This window comes from Aeribacillus pallidus (assembly GCF_050478865.1).
Classification (GTDB): domain Bacteria; phylum Bacillota; class Bacilli; order Bacillales; family JACDOC01; genus JACDOC01.
This window is the reverse complement of sequence record NZ_JBCNBW010000006.1, coordinates 39,355-53,294: the sequence shown is the minus strand read 5'-3', so window position 1 is coordinate 53,294 and position 13,940 is coordinate 39,355. Positions and strand designations below refer to the sequence as shown.

At 36.9% G+C, this 13,940-nt stretch carries 15 protein-coding genes; 8 read left to right on the top strand and 7 right to left on the bottom strand.

What is annotated here, in order from left to right; genetic code table 11:
* Positions 1-71: 71 nt before the first annotated feature.
* Both ABES52_RS02185 and ABES52_RS02180 read right to left on the bottom strand, forming a co-directional pair.
* Positions 72-557: an NUDIX hydrolase gene (locus ABES52_RS02185; protein ID WP_429648478.1), complete on the bottom strand. Its 486-nt coding sequence runs from the start codon at positions 555-557 to the stop codon at positions 72-74.
* A gap of 96 nt (positions 558-653) precedes the next feature.
* On the bottom strand, positions 654-1,418 hold the full coding sequence (locus tag ABES52_RS02180; RefSeq protein WP_429648476.1) for a hypothetical protein: 765 nt from the start codon (positions 1,416-1,418) through the stop codon (positions 654-656).
* Between the two features lie 339 nt (positions 1,419-1,757).
* Between ABES52_RS02180 and ABES52_RS02175 the strand changes: the two genes are divergently transcribed.
* Positions 1,758-2,471, top strand: a complete 714-nt coding sequence (locus ABES52_RS02175; RefSeq protein WP_429648474.1) for a metal-dependent hydrolase — start codon at positions 1,758-1,760, stop codon at positions 2,469-2,471.
* A gap of 944 nt (positions 2,472-3,415) precedes the next feature.
* Here ABES52_RS02175 and ABES52_RS02170 read toward each other — a convergent pair.
* A complete protein-coding gene (locus ABES52_RS02170; RefSeq protein ID WP_429648473.1) occupies positions 3,416-3,931 on the bottom strand; it encodes a hypothetical protein in 516 nt (171 codons plus the stop codon).
* Between ABES52_RS02170 and ABES52_RS02165 the strand changes: the two genes are divergently transcribed.
* Positions 3,899-4,918 (top strand): IS1595 family transposase, encoded by a 1,020-nt coding sequence (locus ABES52_RS02165; RefSeq protein ID WP_429648471.1) that lies wholly within the window; start codon positions 3,899-3,901, stop codon positions 4,916-4,918. The genes ABES52_RS02170 and ABES52_RS02165 overlap by 33 nt on opposite strands.
* 63 nt (positions 4,919-4,981) lie before the next feature.
* Positions 4,982-5,419: an HIT family protein gene (locus ABES52_RS02160; RefSeq protein WP_429648469.1), complete on the top strand. Its 438-nt coding sequence runs from the start codon at positions 4,982-4,984 to the stop codon at positions 5,417-5,419.
* 454 nt (positions 5,420-5,873) lie between these two features.
* Here the strand turns inward: ABES52_RS02160 and ABES52_RS02155 are convergent, their stop codons facing one another.
* The 3 genes from ABES52_RS02155 to ABES52_RS02145 are packed head-to-tail and all read right to left on the bottom strand — an operon-like array spanning position 5,874 to position 7,493.
* Positions 5,874-6,083: a hypothetical protein gene (locus ABES52_RS02155; protein ID WP_429648467.1), complete on the bottom strand. Its 210-nt coding sequence runs from the start codon at positions 6,081-6,083 to the stop codon at positions 5,874-5,876.
* A gap of 23 nt (positions 6,084-6,106) precedes the next feature.
* Positions 6,107-6,487, bottom strand: coding sequence for a tryptophan-rich sensory protein (locus ABES52_RS02150; RefSeq protein ID WP_429648465.1), 381 nt, complete (start codon positions 6,485-6,487; stop codon positions 6,107-6,109).
* A gap of 46 nt (positions 6,488-6,533) precedes the next feature.
* Positions 6,534-7,493: a nuclease-related domain-containing protein gene (locus tag ABES52_RS02145; RefSeq protein WP_429648463.1), complete on the bottom strand. Its 960-nt coding sequence runs from the start codon at positions 7,491-7,493 to the stop codon at positions 6,534-6,536.
* Positions 7,494-7,714: 221 nt separating this feature from the next.
* On the opposite strand from ABES52_RS02145, the gene kynU reads away from it, so the two are divergent.
* From kynU to kynA, 3 genes are read left to right on the top strand one after another with little or no spacing between them, the layout of a single operon-like run.
* The gene (kynU, locus tag ABES52_RS02140; protein ID WP_429648461.1) at positions 7,715-8,992 is read left to right on the top strand and encodes a kynureninase; all 1,278 of its coding nucleotides are present in this window, start codon (positions 7,715-7,717) and stop codon (positions 8,990-8,992) included.
* A gap of 1 nt (position 8,993) precedes the next feature.
* A complete protein-coding gene (gene kynB / locus ABES52_RS02135) occupies positions 8,994-9,626 on the top strand; it encodes an arylformamidase (protein ID WP_429648459.1) in 633 nt (210 codons plus the stop codon).
* A gap of 12 nt (positions 9,627-9,638) precedes the next feature.
* Positions 9,639-10,460: a tryptophan 2,3-dioxygenase gene (gene kynA / locus ABES52_RS02130; RefSeq protein WP_429648457.1), complete on the top strand. Its 822-nt coding sequence runs from the start codon at positions 9,639-9,641 to the stop codon at positions 10,458-10,460.
* A gap of 242 nt (positions 10,461-10,702) precedes the next feature.
* Here the strand turns inward: kynA and ABES52_RS02125 are convergent, their stop codons facing one another.
* Complete coding sequence (locus tag ABES52_RS02125) at positions 10,703-11,125, bottom strand: hypothetical protein (protein WP_429648455.1); 423 nt, start codon at positions 11,123-11,125, stop codon at positions 10,703-10,705.
* Positions 11,126-11,800: 675 nt separating this feature from the next.
* Here ABES52_RS02125 and ABES52_RS02120 point away from each other — a divergent pair.
* Together ABES52_RS02120 and ABES52_RS02115 are read left to right on the top strand one after the other, a co-directional pair.
* On the top strand, positions 11,801-12,487 hold the full coding sequence (locus ABES52_RS02120; RefSeq protein ID WP_429648516.1) for a response regulator transcription factor: 687 nt from the start codon (positions 11,801-11,803) through the stop codon (positions 12,485-12,487).
* A gap of 5 nt (positions 12,488-12,492) precedes the next feature.
* Positions 12,493-13,896: a sensor histidine kinase gene (locus ABES52_RS02115; RefSeq protein ID WP_429648453.1), complete on the top strand. Its 1,404-nt coding sequence runs from the start codon at positions 12,493-12,495 to the stop codon at positions 13,894-13,896.
* Positions 13,897-13,940: the final 44 nt, after the last annotated feature.

Sequence of the window (13,940 nt, the reverse complement as noted above, 5' to 3'; positions counted from 1 at the left end):
TTACATAACTGTTTTTTAGAATTATTTATATTTTCTTGTTGAACTAACACTCCCTTTTAATGGAAGATAAATTAGTTTGCAGCATGATTAAGTATTTCTTGATATAGTTCGTTCCAATCATGATAATATTCTATAACTTCGCATGGATTGATTAGAATTCTTTCTGCCGACTCATACTTGGCTTCAAAGTCATGTAATTTTTCAATATCCATACGATAGAAGATCTGATAACCAACTTTTGGATAAGGACTACGTTCATTCCATTTTGGGTTTTCAGTGTGGTCAACGATAATATACCCTAGAAGAGAGCATCTTCCCGTGACATACCCCTCTTCATAGGCTTCGCGCTTTATACATTCTTCAGGAGTTTCTTCATGCTCAATATGACCACCAGGAAAATCCCAACCCCTATGGTTTAAATGAACTAAAAGTAGCTTCTCATCTTTAAAACAAAATGCGTGAACGCTTGTAATGAACTCTCTTGGAGGAAGGCTCGTATCATGCTTCCAAGTTAACTTTACTTTTCCGTCTCCCCAATTGACAACTTTTGTGGTCAAATTCCTTCCTCTCCTCTTAAATAGATTCCTATTGAAACCACAAATATGTTAGAAAACAGGCTTTTAAAAATACATTTCTCCTTAATTCATTTTATTCTATTTCTCCACTTCCCACTCCACCTTTATACTCCCCGATAAATGGTGACCTGTTACGACGATGTAGTAGGTACCGGTAGCTTTTGCTGTAATCGAACGCGTATTTTCTCCCAATTCCGTTATGTCGACATATTGGTTTTCTTTGTTCCTTACATGATACCCATATCCACCGCCATTTGTCGGATGAAACTCAATGGTAAACGTTAGCGTATCACCTTGTTCTAAGTGAACGGGAATTTCGTGCTTCCCGTGAAAGTAGGAAAAGGTAGCTTGGAAGCTATTGTCGATTCTCGTTTCGTTCCATTGTTTTTTCGTCGTAAAGTCGATGGATAAAAGTGTGATAAGGAATAGTGGGATACCAACCGCAAATAACCACCGTCGCCACACATTCTTTTTCGAAAATATAGTTTCAAGATAAAACAGTAACGAAAAAATAGCTCCAACAGCACCAGCAAATAAAGTAAATGGATTTACACCTCGAACTAGAAAATAAGCAAATCCGGCCACGATATAAAGCACGATTTTCGTCGTTTGATGGAACTTTTTCACTCTTGTTGTTAGCCCATCAATAACGATGGAACAAGTAATTCCGTACGCGTAAAAAATAAACCAAAGCATCTTTGTTTGATTAAAGTTTTCAACTGTATCGTACATGTCAAATTCAGCGGACATTAAAATGACAAGAAAATAAATAAAGATGGAAAAGCCGGCACCGGCTAACTTTGTCAGTAAATATCGCCCAATGGTGAGGGCTTTTTCTTGCATCATGGAATCCCCCCATCGAAGCCGTTTATAATCTGTATTTATTTTCCATTGTACATGAAGAATGAAGTGTTTGGAGGAAAATTCCACTTAAAAAATAATTTCAAAGGATCTTCCAATTCATATTACACAGAAACTTGAAGATATTTATGATCAAAGGGATTATAAGTTAGATATTTTTTATCCGGAAAAGCTTAAATTTTCTTATACTAATTTTGAAAACAATATAATTTTTCCAGGAATAACATTAATGTATGATAGTATCAGAGGGAATATCTCGCCAGAAGACTCATTCGTAGAATTTCAAAAGGTTATATGGGATAACTGAAAGGATGATAGATAATGGAATACTTAGCGATAGGGGTAAATTTAATCCTCGCAACCTTACCACATATACTTGTGAGTAGTATAATAACCATTCTTACCTTGGTGAAAGATAATGATTCTTTTAAGAAAAAAATATTTATTCTGTTATTCAGTAGTTTAGTTGTAATTTCACCAGATATATTGAAAATAATGAGTATCCTTTCAAGCCACTCTTTATGGCTAGTTCCAATATTAGGTTTAATTCTTTCATTTATTTATGTTCAACTAAATAATGAAAATAAATTAAATAAAGTCTGGATGATTTTTTCTCTGATTATTTTATTTGGACATATTTTTATTGATTTTATTGGTAATGGAGCTAGACTATTTTACCCTTTTATTAAAGATGATTTTGAGTATACTATAATCAATAAAATAGACCTACTTTTCATAGCAATTCTCATGACTTCATTCATCCTTCTTTTCTTTTATAAGAAAAAAACTGCTATTGTTATAACTTCATTATCAATAATTGGTTTATATCTTGGTGCACTAACAGTTTCAAAAATGCACTTGGAATACACCTTAAAGAAGGAATTCAAAGATGAGGATATTGTTTTATTGATAACATATCCTGACGATGATTTTAATTGGGAATTTCAAGTAAGAACTGAAAGGTTGATTGTAACAGGAGAATCACCTATAAACAAAACAAATATAAAGATTGAAACCAGAACAGAAATTGATTAAAATAATGCTCATATTATTTTTCGGAGATAAATCGAATAAGGAGAGACGACAAATTTTTGATGATTTATTAGATTTTATAGAAATTATAATTTTAAATGCAACATAATGTCTATTATGTTGCATTGGAAAGTAAATAATCAGATTAGCCTCGCCTCTTTCCTATCAAGGGGTGAGGCTTTTTATGTTGACGAGATTGATATTCAAATGCAACATAATGAATCAAGTTGTTTTATTCAATCTAAAGTTTGTATCTTTAAACCCTCTAATTAGAAGGGAGAACAAAACCAAAAGTTCATGTTGGGAACGTTCTCCATATGGGGGTATCATGGGCACCAAATTTGTTATGGTTTGAATTCCTATTCCACCTACTCTTTATGAGAAGAGGACGGAAAGTCTTATTCCTTATATGTCAGACGAAAAATAACGTGTTGTACACATTCTAGTTTTCTTCACTCTCTTGTTAGGGTTTACTATACTCTACCAATGAAAATGTGCATGTTTGATGCACATTTTATCTCTCCTAAATCACGAAAATATTGATATATCAAGATTAGTATGTGCACATTTTTTTATTCTTTTGACGTTAGCTCTGCCCAAAAACTTTTTTTGAATAATGAAGGGAACCATCCTCCTTCTTTAAGAGATAAAAATAATTTATTGTCGGACATAAACATAAATTTGGGTATAATGAAATTATTAAATGTCAGACAAAAAAGGTGATTGAAATGAAAGAAGCGAGATGTTACCAGGAAGACGATTTTGAACAGTAATTGTTATCAGTCTTCCAGCACATACGGCCACAAAATGAAGAAGAAAAAAGGCGTCTTCAAGAAGCATATCTGCGGATTTTAGAGGAAACGTCACAAATGTGGAAGCAATTGGTTCAGGAGAATCAGTCCATTTACGATCGACTCGGGTACTTAGATGTCATTGTTTATGAGGATTTATCGTTTGAACGAAAGAAATTGAAGCGAGGGCGTCCAAAAGAACCGAAGACGAAAGAGCATCGGATTACGATTCGGCTGGAATGCACGTGCAAGAAGAACGTTAATACTTAAAAAGGAAATCGGATTTATGTGGGGAACATGTAATAATTGATGTTTGGCGGAGTAGTCCAAAATGTTTTTCTTAATATCACCTACACTTATGTCACTAGTACTGATGGCAATTTGTTTGATATTGAAAGCATATTGATGAAGTAATAAGAAGGCTAACACAAGAATGGAACTTTCCCCTGCATTTTTCTTACATGTATCCTCTTTATTCGTCTCAAAGCCGTGTTCATAGAAATGGGCCATCCAATCATCGTCTATATCGGAAAGTCCTGAACTAATTTGGTGGATTTTTTTCTTTGGCTCTGTTAAAGTATATTGTTGATTTTTTGTACCTTGTCCAAGTATATCGGTATTTCTAAGGAGGGTGTAAGGGTGAGCAAAGCGTTCAGAAACTTGTTGAAACATATCGGTAGTTTGCCTCGAAGCAAACAAGAACAAGTGTATCAATGGGTAAAACGCTATGTTGACCCTTCCTCCCCTGTTGGTGGTCGTTTAATTGATGAAATGAGGGAAACTCGCTTCAAAGAAGGCTTTGAGTGTCCTCGTTGTGCATCGGAGCACGTTGTTCGGTTCGGAAAATATAACGGTCGTCAGCGTTATCGTTGTAAATGTTGTGGAAAGACTTTTACGGATACAACCAATACCTTTTTATATCGCACTCGAAAAGGAAACGAATGGATTAAATTTGTTGAATGTATGTTTAAAGGCTTTTCCCTACGAAAATCAGCGGAAATTGTAGGGGTTACTTGGGTTACGCTTTTTTACTGGAGACACAAGTTATTAAACGCACTTAAACAAATGGATTTTGAGCAATTTGAAGGTATCGTTGAAGTTGATGAAACCTACTTCCTATACTCTGAAAAAGGTAAACGTGGGATTACAGGTCGTAAACGTGGCGGTAAATCAAAACATCGTGGTATTAGCAAGGAACAAGTCTGCGTCTTAGTTGCAAGAGACCGAACAAAAACAACGATTGCAAAAGTCACCTGTATGGGGCGAATAGTGAAATCCCAAGTTGATAAAATCATTGGCTCTAAGTTAACTTCTGAGAATGTACTTGTGACAGATGCGTGGAGAGCGTACAAAACCTATGCGAAAGAAAAAGGATTAGAGCATTATCGCTTAAAATCAGATGGCGGAACACACGTTATTAAAGGCATTTATCACATTCAGAACGTGAATGGTCTGCATTCTCGATTGAAGCAATGGATAGACCGATTTAAAGGTGTAGCGACCAAGTATCTTGATAACTATCTTACTTGGTTCTTGTTTATAGATAGTCGCAGTAACGAAAGCACAAAACACAATATCAAAGAGTTCCTACTATCCTCATTTGTATTTGAAATGACCGATACTTATGATAGTTTACGTTTATCTAAATTCAGTGTGTAATTTATGAATAAAGTTATCTTTTCCGACTAACTAAACAGATTACGAAGAAAAAGGGGGAAACATATGCCACAAGAAAAGTATTGTTTAGGATGTGAATTAGCAAACAAAAAACTACCAGTTTATGTTGTGTACGAAGATGAGTATGTGACTTGTATCTTAGACCACGCTCCCTTTAATGATGGACATACTTTGATACTACCAAAGAAACATTTTAAAGAAGTGGAAGAACTCAATGTGGATACAGCACATGCAATTATGAAGGCATCTATACTTGTTTCAAAGGCTATTAAGTTATTGTATAAACCTGATGGTATTACAATTTGTCAAAATGGTGGTATTTTTAATGAATTAACCCATTATCATATGCATATTGTACCAAGATACGAAAATCAGTCTTTTGCAGATTTTTACTTAGAAGATGAGACAGAAAATGATAATAAAGTAAAAAATCTTAGGGACGTAATGTTAAAATTACAAGAGGCAATATACGCTGTTAAATAATAATCTGTATCAGCTAACGATGGCGTTTTTTCAAGAAAAGAAGAACTTCCTTAAATCCGAAGTTCCTAAATTTTTGTGCTATATCAACATTAACCTTTAACACAGCCTTTTCTTTAAATAACGATGAGGTTTCGAAGCAGGGGAACATGCAGAAGCAAATATTTTCATCAGTTTTAAGCTATGGTACTCAATGTGTGGAAGGTAATCTTTCTCTACGTCTAGTATGAAAAGTGGTTGAGGAATAGAAAAAACATATTGCGCTCGATGTTTACTGTGTGTGATTTCCTCATATCCCCATCCAGGCACTAAAATAACATCATAATAATGATAAGTTGTTTCTACTGGGAAATAGGTTTGAAAGTGTGTACAAAATTAAACATTGTTATTATCCAGGATACAGATGCTTACATCTCGACCTTTTTTTAACAGTTCATGGAGTTTTAAAAAATTTTCACTATGCTCCCCCACCATTATTCCACCTCACTAACTTTTGGCGGAATGTGTGGATAAATTGTTCGTGTTGTTGATACATTTCTACCTCTTGATGTTCTTGTCGTTTTTTCCGTATAGTTGTCTCTAAGGTTCCAAAGTCAATTGTCCGACAAGGTTGGATTAACGACACGTCTAGTGATAGTTCGCGAAATATACGTTCCCATTGTGACACAAATTCACTCCAAATGACGGCACTTATTTTTGACAGCGACCGAGCTCTTTTTTTACAAGGTCAACCGCTGTTAAAGCGATAAGCATGGTATTAATGATCCCAAATAGCAACAATTTTAAGCGGAAAAAGAGCAGACTGAACGCTTGGTTGCATAAAAAATTGGTGATACATAACGAGAAAAACCGCTTCGTTTGGGAGTTATACCTATGGCGATCATTGATAATGGAAACGGCTAAAGCAATGAAGAAATAGAGGATGGACCGAACAAAGCCAATCGTGTAGCCGGTTGGAGTGAAAATCGGCTTTTTTAACTGGTGATACCAAAACGGGCGACGGTTGGTCAAAAAGGAGGAAAGGAACGAACTGACGTAAATTATGAATAAAAGGATAGACGATTTTTTCATGAAGATCCCTCTTTTTTACTTCTAACTTGTGTGGCCATCGGCCAAATTATTCTACTCTCAAGTAATATTTACGGTGTTTACTCCCTCCTTTTCTTTCCAGCGGCATGTTTGATAAAAGATCGAATGTGACTCTAATCGATGGACATTGTATAAAAGACCGGCATTTTTGATTCGTAATAAAAGGTTCTACCAGATACAAATAATCGAAAATCGCTTGTTCATGGGCCGTTTTAGATGAATAGTTACAATGTGGGCATATCCACTTACCCCAGACTCTCTCCATCGAAAAGTTATTACACTCAGGGCATTGGACACCAGTAATTAATTCGTTCGGTTGGATGTTGTAATGCGGTAAGATAGCTGGTTGGTGAGGTAAATGGTGAAGTAATATTTGTTGTTTTAATTGCTCTAATTTTTTTTCACTTAAAATAGGGTGGGAATAAATGCGAGCAAGCTGGTCCACTTTTTCGGGGAGAGTGTGGACATGCACTACGGGGAGCGGGTGTTCTAAGGCAGATTTTAAAATGGTTCTTTCATTGGTATTGACAACAAGGAATTCAATAGGGATATGTTCTACATCATATTGAGCAAACCACAATTTCAATTTTCGGCAAAGCCAATCAGCTTCGAAAATCGGATTCGGTAACCCTTTTTCCTTTCCATTCACCGTCTGAATTAGCTGTTCAAACTCATCAAAATAGAGCGTTCCGCAATAATGGATTTTTTTTATGATGAGGAAAAATGAAGGTGTCATGACCAACGCATCCAGTTGGATAAGCAGGTCATCTATTTTTAGTCGTACATCATGATAAATGTAATACGATCGTAAGTACAAATCTATATAAGAAAGAAATTCATCTAATAACTTTTCTCCCTCATACTCCTCCCTTCTTTTGAATAAGTCATTCTCTACTTCATTTCTTTTCGGATGATGCTTTGGAAGCCTTCGTTCAAGTGCTTCTAATGCTCGCAACTGATAAGGTACCGTTCGTTTTTTGACAATCAATAATTATCCCTCCTCTTATTTTTTATATTCAATTCTCTATTTATTTACAAAATCCTGCATCCATTGACAAATTTTTTACTAAATGACCTTCGTTGGAAATGCTCAATCTTCTAAAAATTCTTTCCTTATGCTTTTTTGCTCCGTTGACACAGCATTCATCATAGAGATACGATTAATTTATCAGAATTTATTTAATTTTTTTATCCAAAGAGGTGAAGGCCATGACGATGCCATACACGATTAAGCATGCACAGCAACTCGATGCGCGAGATGAGCTGCGTTCGTTTCGGGACGAATTTTATATAAAAGAAGGAACAATTTACATGGACGGGAATTCTCTCGGACTGCTTTCCAAGCGGGCGGAGGCATCACTTTTACAAATTCTTGATTCGTGGAAAGAGCTTGGGATTGACGGTTGGACACAAGGGGAGCATCCGTGGTTTTACTTGTCTGAACGGCTTGGGGATTTGATGGCACCGCTTGTTGGGGCGAAGCCGGAGGAGGTCATTGTAACCGGGTCGACGACGTTAAATCTTCATCAACTCGTGGCCACGTTTTATGAACCTCAAGGGAACCGGACGAAAATTGTCGCAGACGAATTAAGTTTTCCATCGGACATTTATGCGTTACAAAGTCAGTTGAAGTTAAAAAGTTTGAATCCGGATGAACATCTCGTCCGCGTGAAAAGTCGCGACGGACGAACGCTCACAGAAGAAGACATAATTGAAGCGATGACCGATGATGTCGCACTTATCGTCTTATCGAGCGTCCTTTATCGAAGCGGGCAAATTTTAAATATGAAAAAAATAACGGAAGAAGCGCATCGTCGTGGGATCCTTATCGGTTGGGATTTGTGCCATTCGATTGGGGCGATTCCGCATGCGCTTGACGAATGGGACGTCGATTTTGCGTTTTGGTGTAACTACAAGTATTTAAACGGCGGTCCAGGATGCGTGGCGGGTCTTTACGTGAATGAGAAGCATTTCGGCCGGACGCCAGGGCTAGCAGGCTGGTTTAGTTCAGATAAAAGGAAGCAGTTTGACATGGAGCATACGCTTACGCCAGCGCCGGATGCTGGAGCTTATCAACTGGCGACTCCGCATGTACTGAGCATGGCACCGCTGCTTGGTTCGTTGGAGCTTTTTCACGAAGCTGGCATCGACCGCCTCCGAAAAAAATCGCTCCAGCTGACGCAATATATGATGGACCTTATCCGCTATGAATTAGCCGATTTTGGCTTTTCGTTCGGCAATCCGTTAGACGACGAGACGCGGGGCGGTCACATCTACTTAGAACATTCGGAAGCTGCGCGTATTTGTAAAGCACTAAAAGCACAAGGCGTGATTCCAGATTTCCGGAAGCCAAACGGCATTCGCCTTGCCCCAGTTGCATTGTACAACTCCTTTGAAGACGTCTTCCGGACGGTGCAAATATTAAAAGCAATTATGACAGAGGAAACATACAAACAATACGAAAATACACGAGATGTGGTGGCATAACATGAAGAAAAACGAGTGGATTGATATTTCACAACCGCTTCATAACGAGTTAGCCCATTGGCCAGGGGATACGCCTTTTTCGTATAACCTTTCTTTTACGAAAGAACAGACGGGATCGGTAAACATCGGACGGATGACGATGAGCTTGCATTCCGGAACGCATGTCGATGCCCCATTTCATTTTAACGACCATGGAGAAAAAATTCTCGACTTAGATGTAAGCGTTTTTATTGGGCCGGCGCGCGTCATTGATGTGTCGCATTGTGAAAAAATTGACCGTGCTGCGCTTGAAGTGTTCGATTTAGAAGGAGTGACCCGGTTGTTGCTTCGGACGGCTGTTCCGAACGAACCGAACCGCTTTCCGGAAAAAATTGTCCCGCTTGATGCCGACCTTGGTCCATTTTTTTACGAAAAAGGCATTCGCCTCGTAGGTGTCGATGTGCCGTCTGTTGATCCGCTTGATAGTAAAGACATGGCAGCGCATCATTCACTGCATCAACACGGGGTGCACATTTTAGAAAACGTGATGCTCGACGATGTGGAACCGGGAGATTACGAACTTATCGCCGTTCCGCTTCCGTTAAAAGAGGCCGACGGAAGTCCGGTGCGGGCGCTCATCAAACCGATTCGATAGGAGGAGACGGCTTTGGTACACGAAAAAGACATTCACACCGATTTTCGCGATCGGATGACGTATGGAGAATATTTGCAGCTCGATGCGATTTTATCTAGTCAAAAACGATTGTCTGACCATCATGATGAAATGCTGTTTATCATCATCCATCAGGTAAGCGAATTATGGATGAAGTTGATTTTACACGAGCTCCGCGCAGCGACGGCTTTGATCCAGAAAGGGGAATTTTCACCAGCATTTAAAATGCTCGCACGCGTATCTAAAATTCAAACGCAAATCATTCATGCTTGGGACGTACTTTCTACGCTCACCCCATCGGAGTACATGGAGTTTCGCGACAAGCTTGGGCAAGCATCGGGCTTTCAATCGTTTCAATACCGGATGATTGAATTTGCGCTTGGTTACAAAACAGACCACGTGCTCAAAATTTATGAAAAGGATCCGAAACTATCGGCGGAACTCGAACAAGCGTACAAAGCACCCGGATTGTACGATGTCTCTATTCAAGCGTTAGCTAAAACCGGTTTCCCAATTCACCAAGACGTGCTCGACCGCGACTGGACAAAGCCATACAAAGAAGACGCCTCGGTGGAGCAAGCATGGCTCGAAGTGTACCGAAACGTCGACAAGTATTGGGACCTATATCAATTGGCAGAAAAGCTCGTCGACATTGAAGACTGGCTCCAACAATGGCGCTTCCGCCACATGAAAACCGTCGAACGCATCATCGGCCACAAAACGGGCACCGGCGGCTCATCCGGCGTCACGTATTTGAAAAAAGTATTAGACCAACGCTTTTTCCCAGAGCTGTGGAATATTCGGACGAAGTTGTAATTTTAGGGGACAATTTTAGGGGACAGTCCCGCATTACTTTAAAGCGTTAAATTATTCATTAATATAGCAATAGTTTGTTTTGAGATTGCAAAATTAGGCTCATAAAAGCTGGCATTGGGGTTTAGAGCAGTTTATTTGGCAATTAAAAAACGATTTAGGGCTCATAGAACAATTAGTTTTGGCACATAAGAAAGCCCATTAACGATTCAAATTTTGATTGGATAGAAAGGAGTAGCTAAGTGCTAACTCCTTTTTATTTTTAACCTTACAACGATGAATACAATCGCAACTATAACAAGCCCAAATCCTATTTTTAAAGCAACTTCTTTCCAATAATGTGGTGACCGATGCTTGTAGACTGCTTTCAAATAGCGATTGGGCTCCACTTCGACCGCAATGGCCAATTTTGTCGGTGTCCCTTTAATTTCATAATACTTCGTACCGACTGGATAAACATTCGACGCATCTCCCCAGTAATCACCTGTCCTATTGTCCGCTTGGGTTTTTACCTGGCCAATCATTTTTCCAATATCGGTCACTTCTTCCACAGTTACTTCATACACATGTCCTTTCCAGACAACGAACGAATAGGCCCAAGAAAGTGCATGGACGAATGGCTGAAATGTCCATACGAACATGAAAAACAACAATAGAACCCGTTTCAATCCCCCTATCCCTCCTATTAAATTTAGTTATTTTTTTACTTTACTAACGAAAACGAACATAATAACCAATAATGAGTGAACATGATGGTTCCGATTGCCAATAGCCCAGTAGCGAAATACATTCCTATTTTCATACCAGCTATAGTGGTTAACATTTTAACCTTACCTTAATTATATTACCATTATTTTACTATTATCCGTGTCCCTTTAATGTTTTCTCGTAAACGTGGGTTTTTTCCCATAAGATTTAGATTTTTTCCATAAAAGTTAGGATTTTTCCCATAAAAGTTCAATTTTTTCTCATAAATTTTGGATTTTTTCTCATAAGTAATGTGTTTTGCTCTAATTCATTAATTTATTCCCATTAGTATTTGCTTTATTAAAGGGACAGTCCCGCGCTCCTTTAAAGCTTTACCATAGCGCGGGACTGTCCCCCAATACTAAGAATCCATATTTTCTACAAATATGTTTTTAATACCCCTTTATTTTTTAGAAGATAATGAAAATAATTATAATATAATGTAAAAATTTACTATAAAGGGTTTGTTGCGCTCTGAAAATCATTAATAAATCAAAATCTATAGAATGACTATATTAGAAAAATCACGTCTAAATCTTGAGGAGGTAGACATATTGCTCGTTGATAATAAATACATAGAATCTAAAAAAATACTAATGATCGATGATGAAGAAGAAATTTTAGATTTGCTGGAAATTGTGTTAAGAAAAGAAGGATTCCGTCACATATACAAAGCCTCTCTAGGATATAAAGGAATAGAGATGTGTAAGAGTATTAATCCAGATTTAATTGTTCTGGACATTATGCTTCCTGATATAGATGGGTTTAGTGTCTGTCAAGAAATTAGATCTTTTACAATGGCACCTATTTTTTTTCTGTCAGCACGAGAAGAAGATGTAGATCGTATTGTTGGTTTAAGCATTGGAGCGGATGATTATATTACAAAACCGTTTAGTCCTAAAGAAGTTGCTTACCGCATGAAAGCTTTTTTTAGACGGGATCGATATTTAAGAGGAGAGCACCAACCTATTCATTCAAACGTATATCAATTTGGTGACATTATAATTAATGAAAAAAGCGGAGAAGTATTCAAAAACAATAAAACTCTTCATTTGACAGCCAAAGAATATCAACTTCTATTATTTTTAGCAAAGAATCCAAATCAAGTATTCAGCAAGTCCTCTTTATATGAAGCGATCTGGAATGAAGAATATTATGGAAGTGATAATGTGATTATGGTGCATATAAGACATCTAAGAGAAAAGATAGAAGATGATCCTTCTAATCCAAAATATCTAATTACTGTTAGAGGATTAGGTTATAAATTAAATACAAAGGAATAACGGCTATGAAATGGAAAATCACAATTTTATATATAGCTTCTATTATTGGACTACTATTGACAGTGTTAATCGTACAAGTAGCTATCGTTACTTATTTCGTCTTTCACAATAATAAATTGAACCATCAGGAATCTTCTCCGGAAGAAATTACCTTAAACTTAAAAAAACAAATCCAGTGGATGAATGGTAATTTTTATCTCACTCAAGAAGGAGAACACATACTAACTCAAAATAAAGCTTGGATGCAAATTGTAGACAAGAATGGAAATGTCGTTTATAACGCTCATACACCAAAGAATATAAAGCAGCACTACACAGCCAAAGACATTGTCTTTTTATACAAATATTCAGTAGATGGATATACCATTTTCGTGAGCGAACTAGAAAAAAATAACGAAAAATGGAGTTATATTGTTGCGTTTCCTTATCAAAGAGTTTCGCGTTTTTTAATCTATTTGAATATTAACAATATGTTTAGCTTGTATCCTTACGGGATCCTCATGCTAGTTATCGCGGCCATACTATGTGTTCTGATTTTCGCTTATGGGGTAGCTAAATATATGGCTAGACCTGTATGGATGTTGATCGATGCCATCACCAATTTGTCCAAGGGAATATATGAACAGAAAAGTGTAAACAAAGGTATATATAAAGATGTTTTTGTAAGTTTAAAACAGCTATCTACTAATCTGCAAGAATTAGATAAAAAGAGAAAACAATTGGATAAAATGAGAGAGGAATGGATTACTAACCTTACACATGATTTAAAAACTCCTTTATCTTCCATTAAGGGCTACAGTGAATTACTGGCGGACCAAAATTATCACTTTACAGCAGAAGAACGAATGAAATACGCCAAGATTATTGAGTCAAAATCTCTTTATATAGAAAAACTTATAGACGACTTAAAACTAACATATCAACTTAAAAACGATATACTCCCTTTAAACAAAAAAGATACAGATATTATAAAAATATTAAGGGACTTAATCATTTCATACGTAAATAATCCCGCTTACAAAGATAAAAATATAGAATTCATCGCAAACAGTACTCCTTTAATAATAAAAATAGATGAAAAATTAATCCAGAGAGCCTTAAATAATATTATTGTTAATGCGATTGTTCATAACTCGAGTGGTACACATATAAAAGTCGATGTTAAAGACGATAAACATGCAGTATATATCTTTGTCGAAGATAATGGTCGAGGCATTCCAGAAGAAGAATTAGAACATTTATTTGATCGTTACTTTAGAGGCAGTAATACGAAAAATATCGAGGGATCAGGTTTAGGATTAGCGATTGCGAAACAAATTATTAATGCTCACGACGGCGAAATTCATGTGCAAAGCAAATGGGGAAAAGGGACAACAACAACAGTAGTTTTAAAAAAGCGTATTAACTAAATGTTAATACGCTTTTTTAATTAAGCAAATCTTAAGGTAATGTG

Coding starts and splice junctions, on each gene's coding strand:
- kynU (WP_429648461.1), top strand. CDS start 7,715: ATGACGATGCCATACACGATTAAGCATGCACAGCAACTCGATGCGCGA.
- ABES52_RS02180 (WP_429648476.1), bottom strand. CDS start 1,418: ATGCAAGAAAAAGCCCTCACCATTGGGCGATATTTACTGACAAAGTTA.
- ABES52_RS02170 (WP_429648473.1), bottom strand. CDS start 3,931: ATGTTTCAACAAGTTTCTGAACGCTTTGCTCACCCTTACACCCTCCTT.
- ABES52_RS02150 (WP_429648465.1), bottom strand. CDS start 6,487: ATGAAAAAATCGTCTATCCTTTTATTCATAATTTACGTCAGTTCGTTC.
- ABES52_RS02115 (WP_429648453.1), top strand. CDS start 12,493: ATGAAATGGAAAATCACAATTTTATATATAGCTTCTATTATTGGACTA.
- ABES52_RS02175 (WP_429648474.1), top strand. CDS start 1,758: ATGGAATACTTAGCGATAGGGGTAAATTTAATCCTCGCAACCTTACCA.
- ABES52_RS02160 (WP_429648469.1), top strand. CDS start 4,982: ATGCCACAAGAAAAGTATTGTTTAGGATGTGAATTAGCAAACAAAAAA.
- kynB (WP_429648459.1), top strand. CDS start 8,994: ATGAAGAAAAACGAGTGGATTGATATTTCACAACCGCTTCATAACGAG.
- ABES52_RS02120 (WP_429648516.1), top strand. CDS start 11,801: ATGATCGATGATGAAGAAGAAATTTTAGATTTGCTGGAAATTGTGTTA.